This is a genomic window from Kluyvera sp. EC_51 (assembly GCF_019584505.1).
In the GTDB taxonomy this organism is placed as follows: domain Bacteria; phylum Pseudomonadota; class Gammaproteobacteria; order Enterobacterales; family Enterobacteriaceae; genus Kluyvera; species Kluyvera sichuanensis.
In genome coordinates this window covers 52029-76665 of sequence record NZ_VDAG01000122.1, presented here as the reverse complement: position 1 = coordinate 76665, position 24637 = coordinate 52029, and the positions used below count along the sequence as shown (strand labels likewise).

General features: G+C 53.9%; 19 protein-coding genes. 15 read left to right on the top strand and 4 right to left on the bottom strand.

The annotated features are described in order from the left end of the window. Positions 1–2: 2 nt before the first annotated feature. The 4 genes from FHC49_RS23835 (at position 3) to FHC49_RS23820 (ending at position 4569) form a co-directional block, all read left to right on the top strand. Positions 3–620: a DMSO/selenate family reductase complex B subunit gene (locus tag FHC49_RS23835; RefSeq protein WP_035892446.1), complete on the top strand. Its 618-nt coding sequence runs from the start codon at positions 3–5 to the stop codon at positions 618–620. A 1-nt stretch (position 621) separates the two neighbouring features. Next, the gene (locus FHC49_RS23830; RefSeq protein WP_220441013.1) at positions 622–1485 is read left to right on the top strand and encodes a dimethyl sulfoxide reductase anchor subunit family protein; all 864 of its coding nucleotides are present in this window, start codon (positions 622–624) and stop codon (positions 1483–1485) included. A gap of 262 nt (positions 1486–1747) precedes the next feature. Next, positions 1748–2899, top strand: coding sequence for an MFS transporter (locus tag FHC49_RS23825; protein ID WP_220441012.1), 1152 nt, complete (start codon positions 1748–1750; stop codon positions 2897–2899). Between the two features lie 248 nt (positions 2900–3147). After that, positions 3148–4569 carry an APC family permease gene (locus FHC49_RS23820; RefSeq protein ID WP_185666572.1) on the top strand — a complete coding sequence of 474 codons (1422 nt, stop codon included), beginning with the start codon at positions 3148–3150 and terminating at the stop codon, positions 4567–4569. Positions 4570–4647: 78 nt separating this feature from the next. Here FHC49_RS23820 and pflA read toward each other — a convergent pair whose 3' ends face one another. The 4 genes from pflA to ycaO form a co-directional block, all read right to left on the bottom strand. Beyond that, positions 4648–5388 (bottom strand): pyruvate formate lyase 1-activating protein, encoded by a 741-nt coding sequence (gene pflA / locus FHC49_RS23815; RefSeq protein ID WP_035892443.1) that lies wholly within the window; start codon positions 5386–5388, stop codon positions 4648–4650. Positions 5389–5593: 205 nt separating this feature from the next. Further along, the gene (pflB, locus tag FHC49_RS23810; protein WP_185666571.1) at positions 5594–7876 is read right to left on the bottom strand and encodes a formate C-acetyltransferase; all 2283 of its coding nucleotides are present in this window, start codon (positions 7874–7876) and stop codon (positions 5594–5596) included. Between the two features lie 55 nt (positions 7877–7931). Continuing rightward, the gene (focA, locus tag FHC49_RS23805) at positions 7932–8789 is read right to left on the bottom strand and encodes a formate transporter FocA (RefSeq protein ID WP_035892441.1); all 858 of its coding nucleotides are present in this window, start codon (positions 8787–8789) and stop codon (positions 7932–7934) included. 405 nt (positions 8790–9194) lie between these two features. Further along, the gene (gene ycaO, locus FHC49_RS23800; RefSeq protein WP_185666570.1) at positions 9195–10955 is read right to left on the bottom strand and encodes a 30S ribosomal protein S12 methylthiotransferase accessory factor YcaO; all 1761 of its coding nucleotides are present in this window, start codon (positions 10953–10955) and stop codon (positions 9195–9197) included. 476 nt (positions 10956–11431) lie between these two features. Between ycaO and serC the strand changes: the two genes are divergently transcribed. The 11 genes from serC (at position 11432) to kdsB (ending at position 24514) form a co-directional block, all read left to right on the top strand. Further along, positions 11432–12520 carry a 3-phosphoserine/phosphohydroxythreonine transaminase gene (gene serC / locus FHC49_RS23795; protein ID WP_220441011.1) on the top strand — a complete coding sequence of 363 codons (1089 nt, stop codon included), beginning with the start codon at positions 11432–11434 and terminating at the stop codon, positions 12518–12520. A 71-nt stretch (positions 12521–12591) separates the two neighbouring features. Then, on the top strand, positions 12592–13875 hold the full coding sequence (gene aroA / locus FHC49_RS23790; protein WP_185666568.1) for a 3-phosphoshikimate 1-carboxyvinyltransferase: 1284 nt from the start codon (positions 12592–12594) through the stop codon (positions 13873–13875). A 241-nt stretch (positions 13876–14116) separates the two neighbouring features. After that, entirely contained in the window at positions 14117–14800 is a 684-nt protein-coding gene (gene cmk, locus FHC49_RS23785) for a (d)CMP kinase (RefSeq protein WP_185666567.1), read from the top strand. A 112-nt stretch (positions 14801–14912) separates the two neighbouring features. Continuing rightward, entirely contained in the window at positions 14913–16586 is a 1674-nt protein-coding gene (gene rpsA, locus FHC49_RS23780; protein ID WP_185666566.1) for a 30S ribosomal protein S1, read from the top strand. Positions 16587–16738: 152 nt separating this feature from the next. Continuing rightward, positions 16739–17023 carry an integration host factor subunit beta gene (ihfB, locus tag FHC49_RS23775; RefSeq protein ID WP_015965094.1) on the top strand — a complete coding sequence of 95 codons (285 nt, stop codon included), beginning with the start codon at positions 16739–16741 and terminating at the stop codon, positions 17021–17023. Between the two features lie 227 nt (positions 17024–17250). Continuing rightward, complete coding sequence (locus FHC49_RS23770; protein WP_220441010.1) at positions 17251–19512, top strand: ComEC family protein; 2262 nt, start codon at positions 17251–17253, stop codon at positions 19510–19512. 36 nt (positions 19513–19548) lie between these two features. Then, positions 19549–21297 carry a lipid A ABC transporter ATP-binding protein/permease MsbA gene (gene msbA / locus FHC49_RS23765; protein ID WP_185666564.1) on the top strand — a complete coding sequence of 583 codons (1749 nt, stop codon included), beginning with the start codon at positions 19549–19551 and terminating at the stop codon, positions 21295–21297. Continuing rightward, a complete protein-coding gene (gene lpxK / locus FHC49_RS23760; protein WP_185666563.1) occupies positions 21294–22274 on the top strand; it encodes a tetraacyldisaccharide 4'-kinase in 981 nt (326 codons plus the stop codon). Before msbA ends, lpxK begins: the two co-directional genes overlap by 4 nt. Positions 22275–22304: 30 nt before the next feature. After that, a complete protein-coding gene (locus FHC49_RS23755; RefSeq protein ID WP_220441009.1) occupies positions 22305–23537 on the top strand; it encodes a winged helix-turn-helix domain-containing protein in 1233 nt (410 codons plus the stop codon). Between the two features lie 51 nt (positions 23538–23588). Then, on the top strand, positions 23589–23771 hold the full coding sequence (ycaR, locus tag FHC49_RS23750) for a protein YcaR (RefSeq protein ID WP_185666561.1): 183 nt from the start codon (positions 23589–23591) through the stop codon (positions 23769–23771). Continuing rightward, positions 23768–24514, top strand: coding sequence for a 3-deoxy-manno-octulosonate cytidylyltransferase (kdsB, locus tag FHC49_RS23745; RefSeq protein ID WP_185666560.1), 747 nt, complete (start codon positions 23768–23770; stop codon positions 24512–24514). Before ycaR ends, kdsB begins: the two co-directional genes overlap by 4 nt. Positions 24515–24637 lie beyond the last annotated feature (123 nt).

Below are 24637 nucleotides of genomic sequence, written 5' to 3'. Positions count from 1 at the left end.
CGATGACTACCCAATATGGCTTTTTTATTGACTCCGCTCGTTGCACCGGTTGTAAAACCTGTGAGCTGGCCTGTAAAGATTACAAAGACTTAACCCCGGACGTTAGCTTCCGTCGTATTTACGAATACGCGGGCGGTGACTGGCAGGAGGACAACGGCGTCTGGAATCAGAACGTCTTTGCTTACTATCTCTCCATCGCCTGTAACCACTGCGAAGACCCGGCCTGTACCAAAGTATGCCCTAGCGGCGCGATGCACAAACGCGAAGATGGCTTTGTGGTGGTCAACGAAGATGTCTGCATCGGCTGCCGTTACTGCCATATGGCCTGCCCGTATGGTGCGCCGCAGTACAACGAAGCTAAAGGTCACATGACCAAATGCGATGGCTGTCATGAACGTGTGGCGGAAGGCAAAAAGCCGATTTGCGTGGAATCCTGCCCGCTGCGTGCGCTGGACTTTGGTCCTATCGAAGAGCTGCGTCAGAAGCACGGTACGCTTGCGGCGGTCGCGCCGCTGCCGTCCGCGCACTTCACCAAGCCCAGCATTGTGATTAAACCCAACGCCAATGCACGTCCGTGCGGCGATACCACTGGCTATCTGGCCAATCCGAAGGAGGTGTAAGATGGGAAGTGGATGGCATGAATGGCCGTTGATGATCTTCACGGTGTTTGGGCAATGTGTGGCGGGCGGATTTATCGTTCTGGCGCTGGCATTGATGAAAGGGCAACTGCCTCGTGAAAAGCAGCAACGTATAGTGCTGAGCATGTTTGCGCTGTGGGTGCTGATGGGCATTGGCTTTATCGCTTCGACCATGCACCTCGGTTCGCCGATGCGTGCCTTTAACTCGTTGAACCGCGTCGGTGCCTCCTCGCTGAGTAACGAAATTGCCAGCGGTGCAATCTTCTTTGCCGTCGGCGGTATCGGCTGGCTGCTGGCGGTTACCAATAAGCTCTCCTGCGCGCTGCGCAGCGTGTGGCTGGTGGTGACGGCGGTGCTGGGCGTGGTGTTTGTCTGGATGATGGTGCGTGTCTATAACACTATTGATACCGTTCCCACCTGGTACACCATCTGGACGCCGCTGAGCTTCTTCCTGACGCTGTTTATCGGCGGCCCGCTGCTCGGTTATCTGCTGTTGCGCTGGGCTAGCGTTGAAGGCTGGGGCATGCGCCTGCTGCCGGTTATCAGCCTGGCGGCGCTGGTGGTGAGCGTGATTGTCACCACGATGCAGGGCGTAGAGCTGGCGTCGATTCAAAGCTCAATTCAGCAGGCTTCGGCTCTGGTTCCCGACTATGGCTCGCTGATGGCGTGGCGTATTATCGCCATCGCCCTGGCGCTGGTTTGCTGGGTGGGGCCGCAGCTTAAAGGCCACCAGCCAGCACTGCCGCTATTGAGCCTGGCGTTTGTGCTGGTGCTGGTCGGTGAGATGCTGGGTCGCGGCGTTTTCTATGGCCTGCACATGACCGTCGGTATGGCGGTCGCCAGCTAAGCAAAATAAGCTGCCAGGGCGTTCCAGCCCTGGCACTTTTTGTTCATGAATTTTTTCGACTGAACCTTCTTCTACTGTTTCGCCTATTTTCCAATAAAAACAAAATAATAAGATAACTTAAGCGTAGCTTATCGTTGCGTTGAATAAGAAACGTCAATCGTTGAGCCAGAAAGCCTCCCGTCGTTGAAATCAGGTGGATTGACAATGTTTTTGGCAGTGGCATGATGCGCACGAAATCTGTCTATCCTCACGGTTTGAACCCATGTCCACCTATACTCGCCCAGTGCTATTGCTGCTCTGCGGCTTACTCTTATTGACGCTGGCGATCGCGGTATTAAACACGCTCGTCCCGCTCTGGCTCGCCCATGAAAACTTGCCAACCTGGCAGGTGGGAGTGGTCAGCTCGTCCTATTTTACCGGCAACCTGGTCGGTACCATGCTCACCGGCCGACTGATTAAGCGCGTTGGCTTTAATTTCAGCTACTATATTGCGTCGCTGATTTTCGCCGCGGGCTGCGTGGGGCTGGGCTTTATGGTGGGGTTCTGGAGCTGGATGTTCTGGCGCTTTATCGCGGGCGTTGGCTGCGCCATGATTTGGGTGGTAGTGGAGAGCGCGCTGATGTGCAGCGGCACCTCGCGCAACCGTGGTCGTCTGCTGGCGGCCTACATGATGATGTATTACATCGGTACCGTGCTGGGGCAGATTATCGTTAGCCGCCTGCCGACAGATATGGCGACCATTCTTCCGCTGATGACCGGCGTGGTGCTGGCAGGCATTCTGCCGCTGCTGTTTACCCGAATCCTGAACCAGCAGGACGACGCTCAGGACGCGAGCACGCGTGTCTGGCCGATGTTCAAACTGCGTCAGGCGCGTCTGGGCGTAAATGGCTGTATTATTTCCGGTATCGTGCTGGGCTCACTCTATGGCCTGATGCCGCTGTACCTGAACCACCGCGGCGTCAGTGACTCCGGGATCGGCTTCTGGATGGCGGTGATGGTCAGCGCGGGCATTCTGGGGCAGTGGCCGATTGGTCGTCTGGCCGACCGCTATGGCCGTCTGATGGTACTGCGCGTGCAGGTCTTTGTGGTGATTGTCGGCTGCCTGGGCATGCTGAGTCAGGCTGCGATGGCACCGGCGCTGTTTATCCTCGGCGCAGCGGGCTTTACGCTGTATCCGGTGGCGATGGCCTGGGCGTGTGAGAAAGTGGAGCATCATCAGCTGGTCTCCATGAACCAGGCGCTGTTGCTGAGCTATACCATTGGTAGCCTGGTTGGGCCGTCGCTGACGGCGATGCTGATGCAAAACTACTCTGATAACCTGCTGTTTATCATGATTGCCGGGGTATCGTTCGTCTATCTGATGATGCTGCTGCGCAAAGCCGGGCACCATCCTACGCCGGTGGCTCACGCCTGACACCGCGGGCGCGTTATATTTCCATAACGCGCCATTCTTCCCGACATCGCTATACTGAATGATGCCACGTTGCTGGCGCGTTGGCGGGAGCGAGACTATATCCTGCTGAATTTATAACCATACTCCGATTAAATGTGCGAGCCGTTAGAGTTTTGCACCATCCTATTACCCTTTTAGGGTTAGTACTCGCATAATCTCCGTCGAAAAAAATCGCACTCGCGAATAATAACATTCAAGGAACGGAATTTATGGCAAGCGAACAAGAAAAGCAGTTGCGGTGGTATAACATCGCGCTGATGTCGTTTATTACGGTTTGGGGTTTCGGCAACGTCGTCAACAACTACGCCAACCAGGGGCTGGTGGTTGTTTTCTCATGGCTATTTATCTTTGCACTTTATTTCACACCCTATGCGCTTATCGTCGGTCAGCTTGGTTCGACCTTTAAAGACGGTAAGGGCGGTGTCAGTACCTGGATTAAAAATACGATGGGGCCGGGGCTGGCCTATCTGGCTGCCTGGACCTACTGGGTCGTCCATATTCCTTACCTGGCACAGAAGCCTCAGGCCATCCTGATTGCGCTCGGCTGGGCGATAAAGGGAAATGGCTCGCTTATCACCGAATATGGCGTGGTGGCGCTCCAGGGCTTCACGCTGGTGCTTTTCGTCTTCTTCATGTGGGTGGCATCCCGAGGGATGAAATCGCTGAAGCTGGTAGGGTCGATTGCCGGGATCGCCATGTTCGTGATGTCGCTGCTGTACGTGGTGATGGCGGTGACGGCGCCGGCTATTACTGAGGTGAAAATTGCCACCACCAACATCACCTGGCAAACCTTTATCCCGCACTTTGACTTTACCTATATCACCACCATCTCGATGCTGGTATTTGCCGTGGGCGGCGCGGAAAAAATCTCGCCTTACGTCAATAACACCCGTAATCCGGGCAAAGAGTTCCCGCGTGGGATGATCTTCCTGGCGGTGATGGTTGCGGTGTGTGCCATCCTCGGGTCGTTGGCGATGGGGATGATGTTCGACTCAAATAATATTCCTAACGACCTGATGGCGAACGGACAGTACTACGCGTTCCAGAAGCTGGGCGATTATTACCATATGGGCAACACCCTGATGGTGATTTACGCTATCGCGAACACCCTAGGGCAGATTGCCGCGCTGGTGTTCTCGATTGATGCGCCGTTAAAGGTACTGCTCAGCGATGCCGACAGTCGCTATATCCCACAGAAGCTCTGTAAAACCAATGCGTCAGGTACGCCGGTCAACGGCTATCTGTTAACGCTGGTGCTGGTGGCGCTGCTGATTATGCTGCCGACGCTTGGCATCGGTGATATGAACGATCTCTACAAATGGCTGTTGAACCTGAACTCGGTGGTGATGCCGCTGCGCTATCTGTGGGTGTTCGTGGCATTTATCGCAGTGATTCGTCTGGGGCAGAAATACCAGTCGGAGTATGTCTTTATCCGTAACCGGAAGCTTGCGCTGACCGTTGGTGTATGGTGCTTCCTGTTTACCGCGTTTGCCTGTCTGACCGGTATCTTCCCGAAAATGGCCGCCTTTACGCCGGAGTGGGCCTTCCAGCTGTCGCTTAACGTCGCCACGCCGTTTGTGCTGGTGGGATTAGGACTGATCTTCCCGCTGCTGGCGCGCAAGAAGTCGTAAAAGAAAACCCGGCATTAAGCCGGGTTTGTTGTCTGTAGCCCGGCCGAGCGTAAGCGACGCCGGGAGGGCAGGGGATGATTAATACATCACCTTGTGACCATACTGCTCGAGAATGCCCTTCACGCGTTCCATGGTCTCTTTCTTCGGCGGGTGCACGCCATCCAGCTTGTACTCTTCACCCATCGCGACCCACTTGTGTTTACCCAGCTCGTGATAAGGCAGCAGTTCGATTTTCTCAACGTTGCCCATATCGCGGGTAAACTCGCCGAGACGATGCGCAGAATCGTCATCATCTGACCAGCCTGGTACCACGACGTAGCGGATCCAGACGTTAATGTTTTTCTTCGACAGGTACTGGGCAAACTCCAGCGTACGATGGTTGGAGACGCCGACCAGGTTCTGGTGAATGTCGTCGTTCATCTGTTTGAGATCGAGCATGACGAGGTCGGTAACTTCCAGTAGTTCATCAATCACCGGATCGTAACGACGGACAAAACCGTTGGTGTCGAGACAGGTATGAATACCTTCTTTGTGACAAGCGCGGAACCAGTCGCGCACAAACTCGGCCTGCAGAATGGCTTCACCGCCGGACGCGGTCACGCCGCCGCCGGAAGCATTCATAAAGTGGCGATAGGTCACCACCTCTTTCATCAGCTCTTCAACGGTGATCTCTTTACCGCCGTGGGTGTCCCAGGTATCGCGGTTGTGGCAATACAGGCAGCGCATCAGGCAGCCCTGGAAGAAGGTAATAAAACGGATGCCTGGGCCATCAACGGTGCCACAGGACTCAAAGGAGTGAATACGACCAATTACAGACATTGCGGTGTTATCTCCAGTTCTTCCCGGCTTTACAGCCAGGTTTGCGAGCACGGTTATAAAGCCGCGTCGAGTTTATTTTGCTTGTTAACTTCAGTATAGAAGTCAGCAAGCAAAATCCACTCAGCGAGTGTTGATTATAAGAAAGGCCCCACCGAGGTGGAGCCTTCATTTTACGCGTTTTTAATCGCGATTTCAGTCAAATCTATTAGATAGATTGAGTGAAAGTACGGGTAATAACGTCCTGCTGCTGTTCTTTAGTCAGGGAGTTAAAACGTACTGCGTAGCCAGATACACGGATGGTCAGCTGAGGATATTTCTCAGGGTTTTCCATCGCGTCGAGCAGCATTTCGCGGTTCATAACGTTAACGTTCAGGTGCTGACCGCCTTCGATAGACGCTTCGTGGTGGAAGTAACCGTCCATCAGACCGGCCAGGTTGGTTTTACGAACGTCGTCGTCTTTACCCAGAGCGTTAGGAACGATAGAGAAGGTGTAAGAGATACCATCTTTAGCGTAAGCAAACGGCAGTTTAGCAACGGAAGTCAGAGAGGCAACAGCACCTTTCTGGTCACGACCGTGCATTGGGTTAGCACCTGGGCCGAATGGAGCGCCAGCGCGACGACCGTCTGGGGTGTTACCGGTTTTCTTACCATAAACCACGTTAGAGGTGATGGTCAGAACAGACTGAGTCGGGATAGCGTTACGGTAAGTAGTCAGTTTCTGAATTTTCTTCATGAAACGTTCTACCAGGTCAACCGCCATGTCATCGACGCGAGCGTCGTTGTTACCAAACTGCGGGTATTCGCCTTCGATTTCGAAGTCAACAGCCAGACCGTTTTCATCACGAATCGGTTTAACTTTCGCATATTTGATTGCAGACAGGGAGTCAGCAGCAACGGACAGACCAGCGATACCACACGCCATGGTGCGGATAACGTCACGGTCGTGCAGCGCCATCAGAGAGGCTTCGTAGCTGTACTTGTCGTGCATGTAGTGGATGACGTTCAGCGCGGTGACGTACTGTTTAGCCAGCCAATCCATGAAGTGGTCCATACGATCCATAACTTCGTCGTAGTTCAGAACGTCGCCTTTCATTGGCTCAGTTTTAGGACCAACCTGCATTTTCAGTTTTTCATCAACGCCGCCGTTGATGGCGTACAGCATGGTTTTCGCCAGGTTTGCACGTGCACCGAAGAACTGCATTTGTTTACCAACGATCATTGGGCTTACGCAGCAAGCGATAGCGTAGTCATCGTTGTTAAAGTCAGGACGCATCAGGTCATCGTTCTCGTACTGCAGAGAAGAGGTGTCGATGGACACTTTAGCGGCATATTTTTTGAACGCCAGTGGCAGTTTCTCAGACCACAGAACGGTGATGTTCGGCTCTGGAGAAGGACCCATGGTGTACAGGGTGTTCAGGAAGCGGAAGCTGTTTTTGGTAACCAGAGTACGGCCATCAACGCCCATACCACCGATAGATTCAGTTGCCCAAATCGGGTCACCGGAGAACAGTTCATCATATTCAGGGGTACGCAGGAAGCGAACCATACGCAGTTTCATGACCAGGTGGTCAATCATTTCCTGAGCGTCTTGTTCAGTGATTTTGCCTGCTTTCAGGTCACGTTCGATGTAGATATCCAGGAAGCTGGAAGTACGACCGAAGGACATTGCCGCGCCGTTCTGAGATTTAACCGCAGCCAGGTAGCCGAAGTAAGTCCACTGGATAGCTTCCTGAGCGCTGGTAGCTGGACCAGAGATGTCGTAGCCGTATTTAGCAGCCATCTCTTTGATCTGACCCAGTGCACGGTGCTGTTCAGAGATTTCTTCACGCAGACGGATAGTCGCTTCCAGGTTTACGCCGTTTTCCAGGTCAGACTGCAGAGACAGGAACTGTGCGTATTTGTCTTTCATCAGGAAGTCGATACCGTACACCGCGATGCGACGGTAGTCACCGATGATACGACCACGGCCGTAAGCATCTGGCAGACCAGTCAGAACGCCAGATTTACGGCAGTTCAGAATGTCTTTGGTGTAAACATCGAATACGCCCTGGTTGTGGGTTTTGCGGTATTCGGTGAAGATTTTTTTCAGCATCGGGTCCAGCTCGCGATTGTACGCTTTGCAAGAACCTTCAACCATTTTAATACCACCGAACGGGATAATCGCACGTTTCAGTGGAGCTTCAGTCTGCAGACCAACGATTTTTTCCAGCGCTTTGTTGATGTAACCAGCGTCATGGGAAGTAATGGTAGATGCAACAGAGGTGTCAAAGTCAACTGGCGCGTGAGTGCGGTTTTCCAGTTTAACGCCTTCCATTACGTTATCCCACAGCTTGGTGGTCGCGTCAGTTGCGCCAGCCAGGAAGGATTCGTCACCCTCATATGGGGTGTAGTTTTTCTGGATGAAGTCACGTAAGTTTACTTCATTCTGCCAATCACCTTTGGTAAAACCTTCCCAGGCTGCGGCTAACTTTTCATTAAGTTCGGACATGTAACACCTACCTTCTTAAGTGGACTTTTTATTTACTGCCTGGAGCAATCGTCAATTAATGACGGTCACCGCCACGCAGGTAAATGACCCAGTATGTCAACCCGACCAGCAAACCGCCGCCGATGATGTTCCCGATAGTGACAGGAATCAGGTTATCGGTGATGAAGTGCATCACGGTCAGGTGAGAGAAACTTTCCGGAGTTGAACCAATAGCGGTCCAGAATTCCGGGCTAGCAAAATCGCGTATTACGATACCCATAGGGATCATAAACATGTTTGCGATACTGTGCTCAAAGCCGCTGGCAACGAACATGGCAACCGGTAAAACCATAATCATGGCTTTATCCATCAGGCTGCGACCAGAATAGCTCATCCACACTGCCAGGCAGACCATCAGGTTCGCCAGGATGCCGAGAGCGACGGCTTCGATAAATGTATGGTGCATTTTGTGGTCAGCGGTCTGCAGGACGTTAAGCCCCCATCCGCCGTTGGCCGTCATGTACTCGCCGGATAGCCACATCAGCAGTACAAACAGCAGTGCGCCAATCAGGTTACCAACATAGACGTTGAGCCAGTTTTTCGCCAATTGACCCCAGGTAATGCGGCCGCTGGCTTTCGCCACCACGATCAGCACGGTAGAGGTAAAGAGGTCTGCGCCACAAATCACGCAAAGAATTAAGCCCAGGGAGAAGCAAATACCACCAATGAGTTTCGCGATGCCGAATGGCATACCTGCGGTACCCGTGGTTGCGGTAATGTAAAAAACAAAAGCAATCGAGATAAAGACGCCCGCAGTAATCGCCAGATAAAAGGTTTTCAGCGGATGCTTGGTTGCTTTATAGACACCTGCTTCTTCGGCAACTTTGGCCATCGCAGCAGGAAGGAGTAGATCAAAAGGGTTGTCAGCTTTCACACTAACTCTCTCTTTTTATTTAATCGGCGACGAGATACTAACAAAGCATTATAGATGAGAATTTGATATAGATCATATCTCGCCTGGCTTATAGGCCTGAAGATCGAATGGTTTTTCAACGATCGCAGGGTAATTGTTTGAATTATAACATAAAAATAATTTTTAAGATTTGCAAATTCAGTTGAATTTTTTCTTTACCCTTCATTTTATTGGTTAATTAAAATGGAGTAATGATCGGGTAAATTAACAACAAGCGTAAGCTACTAAATATAGTATTTACTTATATTTAACTTTATTTTCACACATTCGCGAGGCGAAGCGCGAAAATAAAAAAAGGGGCCAACAATTGGCCCCGTAATATAGCGTAGACGGTACGTTAAACCTACTTTTTCTGCGGGAAAAGCCTTATTTCGCCCAGAAAGCGGCTTTCGCGCGCTGCAGCTTCTCGTAAGCCTGTAGCAGAGACTGATGCGCCGGGAAGGCTTCCAGAGAACCATCTGCTGGTTGCAGGCCGTAGAAGGCCTCTTCACCGCTCAGCGCCGCGCTGGCGGCTTCAACAGCCTCTGCACCGTACATACGTACGAACGCGTTCAGGTACTGCAGCGGCTCGCGCTCTTCTTCCTGAGACAGCAGCAGCAGCGTCTGCAGGCAGCGGTAGTAGTTGGCGCGCTCAGGGCTGAATACCGACGCGTTGAACTCCATCGTCCACTCGGTCCAAATCAGCGCCTGCTCGAGATCGCCGCCCGCCAGTGCCAGCATCGCTTTCAGCTCGCCAACGCGCAGGGTAGACCAGCCGTTGTTCGGGCCGGTTGCCAGACCCAGCAGTTCACGTACGCGGGTGAAATCGTCCAGACCTTCGTCATCCATCTGCTCGATCAGATTCAGGTACTCCTCTTTTTCCCACTCGCTGCCCGGCAGGGAGAGAATGGTGTCGCGCAGGTGGCTGCCCATATTGTTGTTGGCGAGCCACAGATCTTCTGCCGGATAGATATCGGACATACCCGGAACGATGATGCGGCAGGCGTACACGCTCAGGTGCTCGTAGTCGGCGATGTACACTTCTTTATCTTCTTCTTTGAAGATAGCCATCAGGGTCGCGAACTCTTCTTCGGTGGTGCCTGAGAAGTTCCAGTCGGCAAACGGATAGTCGGCGTCCTGTTTAAACATATCCCAGGAGATAAGACCGCTGGAGTCGATGAAGTGGGTTTCGAGGTTGGTATGTTCAGCGACTTCTTCGTCGTCGAAGGTTGGCGGGGTGAACACGTCGAGATCTTTCAAGCCGCGGCCTTGCAGCAGCTCGGTGACCGTACGTTCCAGCGCTACGCCGAAATCAGGGTGCGCGCCGAAGGAGGCGAAGCAGGTGCCGTTGGCTGGGTTGAACAGTACCACGCAGATAACCGGGTATTTACCGCCCAGTGAACCGTCGTAAGCGAAGATTGGGAAACCTTCCGCTTCCAGCGTTTTGATGGACTCAACGACGCCAGGGTAGCGCGCCAGCACCTCGGCCGGGATTTCCGGCAGGCTGATGCTTTCCGCGATGATACGGTTTTTCACGTAGCGTTCGAAGACTTCCGACAGCCCCTGAACGCGCGCTTCGTTGCGGGTGTTGCCCGCAGACATGCCGTTAGAAACGTACAGGTTGGCCACGATGTTCATCGGGATATAGATGGTTTCACCGTCAGACTGACGGGTGAACGGCAGGCCGCATACGCCGCGATCGTCGTTGCCAGACTGCAGGTCAACCAGCATGCTGGCGGTCAGCTGATCGTCAGGATCGTAGAAAGCGCGCAGGCGAGCGTCGAGCAAACCTTCCGGTACTTCATCGTCGTCGGTCAGCGGGAACCATTTTTCGTTCGGGTAGTGAACGAACGGGTCGTTAGCGATTTTGTCGCCCAGCCAGAAGTCAGCGAAGAAATAGTTGGTGGAGAGGCGTTCAAAATACTCGCCCAGCGCGGAGGCCAGCGCGGCTTTTTTGGTTGCGCCTTTACCGTTGGTAAAGCACAGAGAGCATGCCTTATCACGAATATGCACCGACCAGACGTTAGGAACCGGGTTCAGCCAGGAAGCTTCTTCAATATCGAAGCCCAGGTCGAGCAGCTTTTGCTGGAAGCGAGCGATGGAATCTTCCAGAGCGGCATCTTTGCCGGGAATATAGGTTTGCGTCATAGCAATCTCTTTTGTCGTACGGAAAGCGCGCAATGATACGGGGTTTGCATGACAATCGCTATACGCTTCATCCTTCAAGTTGTCTCTGCGTTGGCTGCGCTCGTTTACCCCAGTCACGTACTTATGTACGCTCCTGGGGATTCACTCCCTTGCCGCGTTACTCGGCTTGCAGCCTCGCCCCTTCGGGGCCAGCGCGAGCGCTGTTCAAAACGCTCTAGCGTTTTGTGATGCAACTTGAATGATTTTGCGTAGAAACTTCATCCAGCAAATACAAATAGCGAAATAGACCATTTTGTTTCGTCAAGCCGATAGATTCTGTTGTGTGATTTTCTACGCATTTTTGCCCTGTGCGGGATTATCCGTTGCGGGCTGTGTCACTGAATGATAAAACCAATAGCCACAGGAATAACTTATGCCCGCGCGTTTGATGACGCGCGAGGCATGCGGTCAGACAACATTGCAATGTGGTGAGGGTTATGGCTCAGGTTTTTAATTTCAGTTCAGGTCCGGCAATGCTTCCGGCAGATGTCCTTAAACTGGCGCAAAAAGAACTTTGCGACTGGAACGGATTAGGCACGTCGGTAATGGAAGTTAGCCACCGCGGTAAAGAGTTTATCCACGTGGCAGAGGAAGCAGAAAAAGATTTCCGCGACCTGCTTAACATCCCTTCCAACTACAAAGTGCTGTTCTGCCACGGCGGCGGTCGCGGTCAGTTCGCGGGCGTACCGCTGAACATTCTCGGCGACAAAACCACGGCGGACTACGTTGACGCAGGCTACTGGGCGGCAAGTGCGGTTAAAGAAGCGAAAAAATATTGCACCCCGAACGTCATCGACGCCAAAGTGACCGTTGACGGCAAGCGCGCGGTGAAACCGATGCGCGACTGGCAGCTCTCTGACAATGCGGCTTATCTGCACTACTGCCCGAACGAAACCATCGATGGTATTGCCATTGAAGAGACGCCAGACTTTGGTAAAGACGTGATTGTCGCCGCCGACTTCTCCTCAACCATTCTTTCGCGCCCAATCGACGTGAGCCGCTACGGCGTTATCTACGCTGGTGCGCAGAAAAACATCGGCCCGGCAGGCTTAACGCTGGTTATCGTGCGTGAAGACCTGCTGGGTAAAGCACACGTTGCCTGCCCATCTATTCTCGACTACACCGTGCTGAACGATAATGATTCCATGTTCAACACGCCGCCGACCTTCGCCTGGTATCTGGCTGGTCTGGTCTTCAAATGGCTGAAGGAGCAGGGCGGTGTTGCCGCAATGGACCGCATTAATCAGCAGAAGGCCGATCTTCTGTATAACATCATTGATGGCAGCGATTTCTATCGTAACGACGTGGCAAGCGCCAACCGTTCACGTATGAACGTGCCGTTCCAGCTGGCGGACAGCGCGCTGGACAAACTGTTCCTCGAAGAGTCCTTTGCGGCGGGTCTGCATGCGCTGAAAGGCCACCGCGTGGTAGGCGGGATGCGTGCTTCTATCTACAACGCCATGCCGCTGGCAGGCGTACAGACGCTGACGGAATTCATGCAGGATTTCGAGCGTCGTCACGGTTAATCTGGCTTTTTTTATTCATCCCCACGGTCTGCCCGTGGGGTTTTTACTTCTGTTTTTGAGAGTTGAGTTTCATGGAATCCCTGACGTTACAACCTATCGCGCGCGTCGATGGCACGATTAACCTGCCTGGTTCTAAAAGCGTGTCTAACCGCGCTTTGCTGCTGGCGGCTTTAGCGCGCGGCACGACCGTTCTGACTAACCTGCTGGACAGCGATGATGTCCGCCACATGCTGAACGCGTTGAAGGCGCTGGGAATTCAATACACCCTGTCTGATGACCGCACCCGCTGTGAAGTGACCGGTAATGCAGGCCCGTTACAGGCCTCGAGCGAGCTGGAACTGTTCCTGGGCAACGCCGGTACCGCAATGCGTCCGCTGGCGGCAGCGCTGTGCCTTGGCACCAATAATATCGTCCTGACCGGCGAACCGCGCATGAAAGAGCGCCCGATTGGTCACCTGGTCGACGCTCTGCGTCAGGGCGGCGCGCAGATTGAATATCTGGAGCAGGAAAACTATCCACCGCTGCGCCTGAAGGGCGGTTTTAACGGCGGGAGCGTCGAGGTCGATGGCAGCGTCTCCAGCCAGTTCCTGACCGCGCTGCTGATGACAGCACCGCTGGCGCCACAGGATACGACCATCACCATTAAAGGTGACCTGGTATCCAAACCGTATATCGACATCACACTGCACTTGATGAAAACGTTTGGTGTTGAAGTGGAAAACCAGAACTACCAGCGCTTTATCGTGCGTGGTGGCCAGCAGTACGTCTCTCCGGGCCAGTATCTGGTTGAGGGCGATGCTTCGTCCGCTTCCTATTTCCTTGCCGCTGGCGCCATTAAAGGCGGCACCGTCAAGGTGACGGGGATTGGCCGCTATAGCGTGCAGGGTGATATTCGCTTTGCTGACGTGCTGGAAAAAATGGGCGCAACCATTACCTGGGGCGACGACTTTATTGCCTGTACCCGCGGCGAGTTGAACGCTATCGATATGGACATGAACCATATTCCTGATGCGGCGATGACTATCGCGACGGCAGCGCTGTTTGCGAAAGGCACAACCACGCTGCGCAATATCTACAACTGGCGCGTAAAAGAGACTGACCGCCTGTTCGCGATGGCGACCGAACTGCGTAAAGTGGGCGCGGAAGTGGAAGAGGGCGAAGACTACATTCGCGTTACGCCACCGGCAGCGCTGAATTTTGCCGAGATTGGCACCTACAACGATCACCGTATGGCGATGTGCTTCTCGCTGGTGGCGCTGTCGGATACGCCGGTCACCATTCTTGACCCGAAATGCACGGCGAAAACTTTCCCGGACTATTTCGAACAGCTGGCGCGTATCAGTACGTTAGCGTGATAGTCAGTTTTGTCTGTATAAACGCCGGTGAAATGCCGGCGTTTTCGTTCATCTCTGAGGACGAAAAGTAAATCCGTGTCAGTTTTAAACCTCCCTCGACGCCAGCCCTCTATACTTATCTATTCTCCTGTACTTCATGGGGCTAATTCTGGAATTCGCAGACAAAGGTAACCGTCTGGCCCAGAGATGCGTATAATGCGCGGCGTTTACGTTGTATATGCCTTTTATTAAGGAGAAAGAGATGACGGCAATTGCCCCGGTAATTACCATTGACGGCCCAAGCGGCGCGGGTAAAGGCACGCTGTGCAAAGCAATGGCAGAAGCATTGCAATGGCATTTGCTGGACTCAGGTGCCATCTATCGTGTGCTGGCTTTAGCCGCGCTGCACCACCATGTGGATGTGGCATCAGAAGACGCGTTAGTGCCGCTGGCCGTGCATCTGGACGTACGCTTCGTCTCTACGGACGGCACGCTGGAAGTTATTCTGGAAGGCGAAGACGTCAGCGGTGAAATTCGCACTCAGGAAGTGGCCAATGCGGCATCCCAGGTGGCGGCATTCCCACGCGTGCGCGAAGCACTTTTGCGCCGTCAGCGCGGCTTCCGCGAAGCTCCTGGGCTGATTGCCGATGGTCGTGATATGGGCACCGTGGTGTTCCCGGATGCGCCGGTGAAAATTTTCCTTGATGCCTCATCGGAAGAACGTGCGCACCGCCGCATGCTACAGTTGCAGGAAAAGGGCTTTAGTGTTAACTTTGAGCGCCTTTTGGCAGAGATAAAGGAGCGTGACGACCGCGATCGCAATCGTGCTGTTGCGCCACTGGTTCCTGCCGCCGATGCTTTAGTGTTGGATTCCACCACCTTAAGCATTGAGCAAGTAATTGAAAAAGCGTTAGACTATGCGCGCCAGAAACTGGCACTCGCGTAAAACGCGACCGAATTTGCAGTACCCCCGTTGCAATGGATTGACAGCGGGTATGTGAAACAACCCCATCCGACATGGTGTCAGGTGGACGTTAATATTAACCTGAAGATTAAACATGACTGAATCTTTTGCTCAACTGTTTGAAGAATCCTTAAAAGAAATCGAAACCCGCCCGGGTTCCATCGTTCGTGGTGTTGTTGTTGCTATCGACAAAGATATCGTACTGGTTGACGCCGGTCTGAAATCTGAGTCTGCCATTCCGGCAGAGCAGTTCAAAAACGCCCAGGGCGAGCTGGAAATCCAGGTTGGTGACGAAGTTGACGTTGCTCTGGATGCAGTAGAAGACGGCTTCGGTGAAACCCTGCTGTCCCGTGAGAAAGCTAAACGTCACGAAGCTTGGATCACGCTGGAAAAAGCTTACGAAGAAGCTGAAACTGTAGTTGGTGTTATCAACGGCAAAGTTAAAGGTGGCTTCACTGTTGAGCTGAACGGTATTCGTGCGTTCCTGCCAGGTTCCCTGGTAGACGTTCGTCCAGTGCGTGATACTCTGCACCTGGAAGGCAAAGAGCTTGAGTTCAAAGTAATCAAGCTGGACCAGAAGCGTAACAACGTTGTTGTTTCTCGTCGTGCCGTTATCGAATCCGAAAACAGCGCAGAGCGCGATCAGCTGCTGGAAAACCTGCAGGAAGGCATGGAAGTTAAAGGTATCGTTAAGAACCTCACTGACTACGGTGCATTCGTTGATCTGGGCGGCGTTGACGGCCTGCTGCACATCACCGATATGGCTTGGAAACGCGTTAAGCACCCAAGCGAAATCGTAAACGTTGGCGACGAAATCACTGTTAAAGTGCTGAAGTTCGACCGCGAGCGTACTCGTGTTTCTCTGGGCCTGAAACAGCTGGGCGAAGATCCATGGGTAGCTATCGCTAAGCGTTATCCAGAAGGTACCAAACTGACTGGTCGCGTGACCAACCTGACCGACTACGGCTGCTTCGTTGAAATCGAAGAAGGCGTTGAAGGCCTGGTTCACGTTTCCGAAATGGATTGGACCAACAAAAACATCCACCCATCCAAAGTTGTTAACGTTGGTGACGTAGTGGAAGTTATGGTTCTGGATATCGACGAAGAACGTCGTCGTATCTCCCTGGGTCTGAAGCAGTGCAAAAACAACCCATGGCAGCAGTTCGCGGAAACCCACAACAAGGGCGACCGTGTTGAAGGTAAAATCAAGTCTATCACTGATTTCGGTATCTTCATCGGCCTGGACGGCGGCATCGACGGCCTGGTTCACCTGTCTGACATCTCCTGGAACGTTGCAGGCGAAGAAGCAGTTCGTGAATACAAAAAAGGCGACGAAATCGCTGCAGTTGTTCTGCAGGTTGACGCAGAACGTGAACGTATCTCCCTGGGCGTTAAACAGCTCGCAGAAGATCCGTTCAACAACTGGGTTGCTCTGAACAAGAAAGGCGCTATCGTTAACGGTAAAGTCACTGCAGTTGACGCTAAAGGCGCAACCGTAGAACTGGCCGACGGCGTTGAAGGTTACCTGCGTGCTTCTGAAGCATCCCGTGACCGCGTTGAAGATGCAACTCTGGTTCTGAGCGTTGGCGACGACGTTGAAGCTAAATTCACCGGTGTTGATCGTAAAAACCGCGCAATTAGCCTGTCCGTACGTGCTAAAGACGAAGCTGACGAGAAAGATGCAATCGCTACTGTTAACAACAAACAGGAAGAAGGCAATTTCTCCAACGCAATGGCTGAAGCATTCAAAGCAGCTAAAGGCGAGTAATCTTACGCATTCGGGTTTAACAACCTGAAATGTGATGAGTTTACTTGACAGATTGCAGGTTTCAGCCTGTAATCTAGCACAAAGGGCGGCTACGGCCGCCCTTGTTTAATAAGCTGTTAGCTAATTTTCCTTGAAAGGAAACCGGAGGAATCATGACCAAGTCAGAATTGATTGAAAGACTTGCCAGCCAGCAATCCCATATCCCTGCTAAGGCAGTGGAAGATGCGGTGAAAGAGATGCTGGAGCATATGGCTTCTACCCTGGCACAGGGTGAGCGCATTGAAATCCGCGGTTTCGGCAGCTTCTCTCTGCACTACAGAGCACCACGTACCGGGCGTAACCCGAAGACTGGCGACAAAGTGGAACTGGAAGGCAAGTACGTGCCGCACTTTAAGCCGGGTAAAGAACTGCGCGATCGCGCCAATATTTACGATTGAGTTTCTTCCGCCGTCTGGCGATAAACTTGGTTGAGAGAAAAGCACCTACGGGTGCTTTTTTCATGTCTGCGGTTCGGCCCTGGGCTGCTATCTGGAACCCATCCCGCATTTTCATTGTTATTTCTGCACGTCCCGAATCTTCTTCGGAATCCGCTTCGCAATGGGAATAATTGCGGCAAGACAGGACTATCTGCACGCGCGACACTCCAGGAAACAAGGAGGTGTTGATGCGTTTACCTGGGCTTGCTTGCTGCACGTTAGCTGGCATTTTACCGCTGACCATACTGCCAGATTTACCCTCACTTAGTGTCGTCTATTTCGCTATCGCGGCGTTGATAGCATTAGGCCTGTGTGTACCGTCAGGAAAATCTGCAAGCATCACCGGCCTGATATTTTGTTGGGGGGTGCTGTCGGCATGGCAGGTGCAATGGCCCGCTGAGGTTATCCCAGGAAAAAACCGTCAGGTTGAGATTGTCCTGACGCAGAGCGATGGGCAAACAACGCATCAGGGAAAGATAACGCACCTGGACGGGAAACGCCTGTTTCCCGGCCCTCTGATTACACTGTATGGCAACTATTTGCCGCAACAGCCCTGCGTGGGGCAGCGCTGGCGCATGACGATTCGCGCCCGGGCGGTGCATGGGCAGCTTAACGACGGTGGATTTGACGCCCAGCGCTACGCCTTATCGCAACACCGCCCGTTAACCGGCCGTATGGTGACGGCGCAGATACTGGATAACCGCTGTAGCCTGCGCGCTCGGTACCTTGCGTCGCTGCAAACGACGCTGGATGGTTTTCGTTGGCGGGAGGTGATGCTAGCGCTGGGTATGGGCGAGCGGCTGTCGGTATCGCTGGAGATCAAAACGCTCATGCAGGAGACCGGAACATCACACCTTATGGCGATTTCCGGGCTGCATATCGCGCTGGGCGCATCGCTTGGCTGGCTGCTCATCCGCGGCATCCAGTTTTTCCTGCCCGGCTGGCTTATCAACTGGCGATTGCCGTTAATCATCTCGCTGGCGAGCGGGTTTGCCTATGCGTGGCTGACCGGAATGCAGCCTCCAGCGCTACGAACCGTTGTGGCGGCGCTGATCTGGTGCGCCTTACGCCTGAGTGGTCGACGCTGGACGGGGTGGGAGGTGTGGCTTTGCTGTCTGGCGGCAATTGTGTTTATCGACCCGCTTGCGGTGCTTTCCGATAGCCTATGGCTGTCGGCATTTGCCGTCGCCACGCTCATCTTCTGGTACCAGTGGGCCCCGCTGCCAACGGAAGGCTATCCCCACATGCTGCGTCCGCTGGTGGGTCTTATCCATCTGCAACTGGGGCTTATGTTGCTGTTAGCTCCGCTGCAGATCCTGCTATTTCATGGCGTCAGCACGACGTCGCTTTTTGCAAACCTGATTGCGGTTCCGGTGGTGACGTTTGTGGCGGTCCCGCTGATTCTGTTTGCCATGCTGATGCACCTGTGCGGGCCAATAATGGTGGAAATGGCAGCATGGCACGCTGGCAATGGAGTCATGTCGGCGGTGTTTGGCTATCTGCGCTTGCTGCCTGCGGGGTGGTGGAATATCGGAAGCGCATGGTTAGGTGTTTCTCTGCTGCCGTGGATGGCATTAGCATTGTGGCGGCTACACGGCTGGCTTCGGTATCCCGCTTTAGTACTCTCACTGTGCGTGCTGCTCTCTTTTCCCATCTGGCGAAAAACGCCGCCAGATCGCTGGCAGGTCATCATGCTGGACGTAGGACAAGGGCTGGCGATGGTTATTTCTCGGGGGGATAAAGCCTTACTCTATGATACTGGCCTGGCATGGCCGGAGGGCGATAGCGGTGAGCAGTTGATTATTCCCTGGCTACGCTGGCATCAACTCACACCGCAGGGAATCATTCTCAGCCACGATCATCTGGATCACCGAGGCGGATTGTTGTCGCTGCAAAAAGCCTGGCCGCAGGCGTGGATCAAAAGTCCGTTGGGGTGGGCGGGTCATCAACTCTGCGCTCGCGGCGAACGTTGGCAGTGGCAGGGACTCACCTTTCAGGCGCTCTGGCCGCTGCCGGGGCAGTCCTCAAAAGGTAACAACGGGTCGTGTGTGGTTAGGGTAGATGATGGGAAGAACAGCATTCTGCTGACGGGAGATATTGAATTATCGGCAGAAATGGCCATGATTAGCCGTTTCTGGCAGTCTTTTGCGTCTACAATTATTCAGGTTCCACATCATGGCAGCTCGACCTCCTCGGGTATGGCACTGATTCAACGGGTGGGCGGCGCTGCCGCTCTGGCTTCCGCATCCCGCTATAACGCGTGGCGACTGCCTTCTGCAAAAGTGAGGGCTCGCTATCTCCAGCGTCAGTATGCCTGGTTTGATACCCCGCATCAGGGGCAGATAACCGTGACATTCAGTGCGAATGGCTGGCGTATTGAAGGCTTACGAGATCAACTTTTACCTCGTTGGTATCATCAGTGGTTTGGCGAGACTCGCGATAACGGGTAGAATATGCGGCTATTTCAACACAAGCTGGTTTTTTGAATGCAGAACGACAAAGATCTCTCCACGTGGCAGACCTTCCGCCGACTCTGGCCGACTATTGCGCCGTACAAAGCAGGGCTATTCGTGGCGGGCGTTGCGTTAATCCTTAACGCAGCCAGCGATACCTTCATGCTATCGCTTCTTAAACCGTTACTGGATGATGGTTTTGGTAAAACGGATCGCTCGGTGCTGCTGTGGATGCCGCTGGTCGTTGTTGGTTTGATGATCCTGCGCGGTATCACAAGCTACATCTCGAGTTACTGTATCTCCTGGGTTTCCGGCAAGGTCGTGATGACTATGCGTCGCCGGTTATTCGGTCATATGATGGGAATGCCGGTCTCTTTCTTCGATAAACAGTCGACCGGTACCCTGCTGTCGCGTATTACCTATGATTCTGAGCAGGTGGCTTCCTCTTCATCGAACGCGCTGATTACCGTAGTGCGTGAAGGGGCATCGATTATTGGCCTGTTCATTATGATGTTTTATTACAGCTGGCAGCTGTCGATTATTCTTATCGTTCTGGCACCTATTGTTTCGATCGCTATTCGCGTTGTCTCTAAGCGTTTCCGTAGCATCAGCAAAAACATGCAGAACACGATGGGGCAGGTGACCACCAGCGCTGAACAGATGCTGAAAGGGCATAAAGAAGTGCTGATGTTCGGCGGTCAGCAAGTGGAAACCAACCGCTTTGATAAGGTCAGCAACAAAATGCGTTTGCAGGGCATGAAGCTGGTCTCAGCATCCTCTATCTCTGACCCGATTATTCAGTTGATTGCTTCGCTGGCGCTGGCGTTCGTACTGTACGCGGCGAGCTTCCCTAGCGTGATGGAAACCCTGACGGCCGGTACCATCACCGTGGTCTTCTCTTCCATGATTGCGCTGATGCGTCCGCTGAAGTCGTTAACCAACGTCAACGCGCAGTTCCAGCGTGGGATGGCGGCCTGTCAGACGCTGTTCTCTATCCTTGATAGCGAGCAGGAAAAAGACGAAGGCAAGCTGGACGTTGAACGTGCGAAAGGCAACGTTGAATTCCGCAATGTGACTTTCACCTATCCTGGTCGTGAAACTCCGGCGTTGAAAAATATCAATCTGGCTATTCCGGAAGGAAAAACGGTCGCTCTGGTAGGGCGTTCAGGTTCGGGTAAATCGACCATTGCCAGCCTGTTGACCCGTTTCTACGACATTGATGAAGGTGAAATCCTGCTCGATGGTCACGACCTGCGTGAATACAAGCTGACTTCGTTGCGTAATCAGGTTGCGCTGGTATCGCAGAACGTGCACCTGTTCAATGATACGGTGGCGAACAATATTGCCTACGCTCGAACCGACGAGTTCAGCCGTGAGCAGATTGAAGAAGCCGCTCGTATGGCCTATGCGATGGACTTTATCAATAAGATGGATAACGGTCTGGATACGATTATTGGCGAAAACGGCGTGCTGCTTTCCGGCGGCCAGCGCCAGCGTATCGCCATTGCGCGCGCGCTGTTGCGCAATAGCCCTATCCTGATCCTCGATGAAGCAACCTCGGCGCTGGATACCGAATCCGAACGTGCAATTCAGGCGGCCCTCGACGAACTGCAGAAAAACCGCACGTCGCTGGTTATCGCCCACCGCCTGTCGACCATTGAGCAAGCCGACGAGATTATCGTGGTTGAAGATGGTCAGATCGTGGAACGCGGAAGCCATACAGACCTGTTGGCACATCGTGGCGTCTACGCGCAACTGCACAAAATGCAGTTTGGCGAATGATAGCGAAAATCTGGTCGGGCGAATCGCCGCTTTGGCGTTTACTGCTGCCGCTCTCCTGGCTATATGGCCTGGTGAGCGGCATCATTCGCCTGTGCTACCAGCTAGGCATTAAGAAATCCTGGCGTGCGCCGTGCCCGGTGGTTGTGGTGGGGAACCTCACGGCGGGCGGCAACGGTAAAACGCCGGTGGTTATCTGGCTGGTGGAGCAACTTCAGCGTCAGGGCATTCGCGTTGGCGTGGTGTCGCGTGGCTACGGCGGTAAAGCGGAGCATTATCCGCTGCTATTAACCGCTGAAACCACCACGGCGCAGGCGGGTGATGAACCCGTGCTGATTTTCCAGCGCACCGGCGCGCCCGTGGCGGTCTCTCCGGTAAGAGTCGATGCGGTGAAAGCGCTGCTGGCGGCTCATGACCTGCAACTGATTGTCACCGATGATGGTCTGCAACACTATCGGCTGGCTCGTGATAAAGAGATTGTGGTTATCGACGGCGTGCGTCGCTTTGGTAATGGCTGGTGGCTGCCCGCAGGTCCGATGCGCGAGCGGGCGTCAAGACTGGAAACGGTAGATGCCCGTATCGTCAACGGCGGCAACGCGCAGTCGGGTGAAATTCCGATGACGCTGCAGCCCGGTGATGCCATTAATCTGCTGACCGGCGAACGCCAGCCCGTGTCGAATCTGCAAAATGCGGTGGCGATGGCCGGTATCGGCCACCCTCCACGCTTTTTTGCCACGCTGAACGCCTGTGGTGTGAATCCGGTCAGTACGGTTGCGTTAGCGGATCACCAGGCGCTAACCGAAGCAGATGTTCAGGCGCTGGTTGAGCCGGGACAAACGCTTATTATGACGGAAAAAGACGCGGTCAAATGCCGTCACTTTGCACAGGAAAACTGGTGGTATCTGCCGGTCGATGCCGTACTTTCCGGCGACCGCGCGCAGACGCTGCTTCAGGAACTGATTACCCTCGCTCGACGCTAAACGGCGGCGGGCGATCGTCTGGGAGCCCGCATGTCTGAAATTCACCTTAGCCTTCGTGCCGCGCGCCATCTTCACCTTGCGGCGCAGGGGCTGCTAACCCGCCCGCGCCGTCAGCCTAAAGCGGGCGATATTCTTCCTGCCATCCGACAAATGTCCCTGTTGCAGATAGACACCATCAACGTGGTGGCGCGCAGTCCTTATTTGGTGCTGTTCAGCCGCCTTGGTGCTTACCCATCGGCCTGGCTTGATGACGCACTGTCTCGCGGCGAGCTGATGGAGTACTGGGCGCACGAAGCCTGCTTCCTGCCACGTAGCGACTTCCCGCTGGTTCGTCACCGTATGCTGTCACCGCATAATATGGGGTGGAAGTATCATCAAAGCTGGATGGACGAACATGCCGATGACATCGCCGCCCTGAAATCCCATATTGCTGAAAACGGTCCGGTTCGCTCGGCCGATTTTACCCATCCGCGTAAAGGGCAGAGCGGATGGTGGGAATGGAAACCGCACAAGCGCCATCTCGAAGGGCTGTTTACCGCCGGGGAGGTGATGGTTATTGCGCGGCGTAACTTCCAGCGCGTCTACGACCTGACCGAACGGGTTATGCCACATTGGGATGATAAAAAACAGGCGCTGCCGCAACCGCAGGCTGAAGCCGTGATGCTTGAAAACAGCGCCCGTAGCCTGGGCATTTTTCGCCCCGAATGGCTGGCGGACTATTATCGCCTGCGTCGACCAGACTTAGCCGCACTGCTGGCCGGGTGGCAGGAACGGCAGCTGGTGATTCCGGTCAACGTCGACCAGCTTGGCGAGATGTGGCTTCACCATAGTTTGTTGCCTGAGTTGACGCGAGCGCTCGAAGGTAAGCTCAATGCCACGCACAGCGCGGTGCTTTCACCATTTGATCCCGTGGTATGGGATCGCAAACGCGCAGAGCAGTTCTTCAATTTCTCCTACCGTCTTGAGTGCTACACGCCGGCACCGAAACGCCAGTACGGCTATTTTGTGTTGCCGTTGCTGCATCGCGGGGAGATCGTCGGGCGCATGGACAGCAAAATGCATCGTGCTGACGGTGTGCTGGAGATTTTTGCCCTGTACCTGGAAGCGGGCGTACGCGTTAGTCAGCAGCTTGAAAAGGGACTGAGGCTGGCGATTAACGATTTTGCGCGCTGGCAGGGGGCGACGCGGGTGACGCTCGGTACGGTTGCCGAAAAACTCTTTAATGAACAACGACACGGTTGGGAGATTGACGCAGGCCGGTAGCGCTCTATGATATGCTGCACTGGTTTTCGATACGGCCCATCAGGAGGAACCATGGATCACCGTCTACTTGAAATTATTGCCTGCCCGGTTTGCAACGGCAAACTCTACTATAGCCAGGACAAGCAAGAACTGATTTGCAAACTTGATAATCTGGCGTTTCCCCTGCGTGACGGTATCCCCGTGTTGCTGGAAAACGAAGCCCGCGCTTTAGCTGCTGAAGAGAATCGCCCATGAGCTTTGTCGTGATTATTCCGGCTCGTTTCGCCTCTACGCGCCTGCCGGGTAAACCGTTACAGGATATCAACGGTAAGCCGATGATTGTGCACGTACTGGAACGCGCACGCGAATCTGGGGCCGATCGCATCATCGTGGCGACCGATCATGCCGAAGTGGCAAAAGCCGTGGAAGCGGCGGGCGGTGAAGTCTGCATGACCCGTGCCGATCATCAGTCCGGAACCGAACGTTTGGCGGAAGTGGTCGAGAAATGCGGCTTCAGCGATGACACCGTTATCGTTAACGTCCAGGGCGACGAACCGATGATCCCAGCGGTGATTATCCGTCAGGTGGCGGAAAATCTGGCGGCCAGCCATTCCGGCATGGCAACCCTGGCGGTACCGATTCATGACGCCGAAGAAGCCTTCAACCCGAATGCGGTGAAGGTGGTGATGGACAAGGACGGCTATGCGCTTTACTTCTCCCGCGCCACCATTCCATGGGATCGCGATCGTTTTGCCAAAAGCCGTGAGGAAATTGGCGACACGCTGCTGCGCCATATTGGTATCTACGGCTACCGCGCCGGGTTTATTCGCCGCTACGTGAACTGGGCACCGAGCCCGCTGGAGCACATTGAGATGCTCGAACAGCTGCGCGTGCTGTGGTACGGCGAAAAAATTCACGTTGCCGTGGCGAAAGAAGTACCGGGAACGGGTGTTGATACGCCAGAAGACCTGGAGCGCGTTCGCGCCGAGCTGAAGTAATCCTCCCGCCCCTCCATCGCGGGGGGCTATTCTCGCCTGAGTATTTCCTGACTTTCTGTTGCAATTTTGATCTTGTCTGGTGAAATTCACTTTTCATATGCTCATTATGAAAGCAATGGCTTT

Excerpts from the sequence above, each read along its gene's own strand:
- FHC49_RS23820 (WP_185666572.1), top strand. The coding sequence starts at position 3,148 with ATGGCAAGCGAACAAGAAAAGCAGTTGCGGTGGTATAACATCGCGCTG.
- FHC49_RS23770 (WP_220441010.1), top strand. The coding sequence starts at position 17,251 with ATGCGTTTACCTGGGCTTGCTTGCTGCACGTTAGCTGGCATTTTACCG.
- cmk (WP_185666567.1), top strand. The coding sequence starts at position 14,117 with ATGACGGCAATTGCCCCGGTAATTACCATTGACGGCCCAAGCGGCGCG.
- FHC49_RS23835 (WP_035892446.1), top strand. The coding sequence starts at position 3 with ATGACTACCCAATATGGCTTTTTTATTGACTCCGCTCGTTGCACCGGT.
- aroA (WP_185666568.1), top strand. The coding sequence starts at position 12,592 with ATGGAATCCCTGACGTTACAACCTATCGCGCGCGTCGATGGCACGATT.
- FHC49_RS23830 (WP_220441013.1), top strand. The coding sequence starts at position 622 with ATGGGAAGTGGATGGCATGAATGGCCGTTGATGATCTTCACGGTGTTT.
- ihfB (WP_015965094.1), top strand. The coding sequence starts at position 16,739 with ATGACCAAGTCAGAATTGATTGAAAGACTTGCCAGCCAGCAATCCCAT.
- FHC49_RS23755 (WP_220441009.1), top strand. The coding sequence starts at position 22,305 with ATGTCTGAAATTCACCTTAGCCTTCGTGCCGCGCGCCATCTTCACCTT.
- rpsA (WP_185666566.1), top strand. The coding sequence starts at position 14,913 with ATGACTGAATCTTTTGCTCAACTGTTTGAAGAATCCTTAAAAGAAATC.
- kdsB (WP_185666560.1), top strand. The coding sequence starts at position 23,768 with ATGAGCTTTGTCGTGATTATTCCGGCTCGTTTCGCCTCTACGCGCCTG.
- ycaR (WP_185666561.1), top strand. The coding sequence starts at position 23,589 with ATGGATCACCGTCTACTTGAAATTATTGCCTGCCCGGTTTGCAACGGC.
- msbA (WP_185666564.1), top strand. The coding sequence starts at position 19,549 with ATGCAGAACGACAAAGATCTCTCCACGTGGCAGACCTTCCGCCGACTC.
- ycaO (WP_185666570.1), bottom strand. The coding sequence starts at position 10,955 with ATGACGCAAACCTATATTCCCGGCAAAGATGCCGCTCTGGAAGATTCC.
- FHC49_RS23825 (WP_220441012.1), top strand. The coding sequence starts at position 1,748 with ATGTCCACCTATACTCGCCCAGTGCTATTGCTGCTCTGCGGCTTACTC.
- pflB (WP_185666571.1), bottom strand. The coding sequence starts at position 7,876 with ATGTCCGAACTTAATGAAAAGTTAGCCGCAGCCTGGGAAGGTTTTACC.
- serC (WP_220441011.1), top strand. The coding sequence starts at position 11,432 with ATGGCTCAGGTTTTTAATTTCAGTTCAGGTCCGGCAATGCTTCCGGCA.
- pflA (WP_035892443.1), bottom strand. The coding sequence starts at position 5,388 with ATGTCTGTAATTGGTCGTATTCACTCCTTTGAGTCCTGTGGCACCGTT.
- lpxK (WP_185666563.1), top strand. The coding sequence starts at position 21,294 with ATGATAGCGAAAATCTGGTCGGGCGAATCGCCGCTTTGGCGTTTACTG.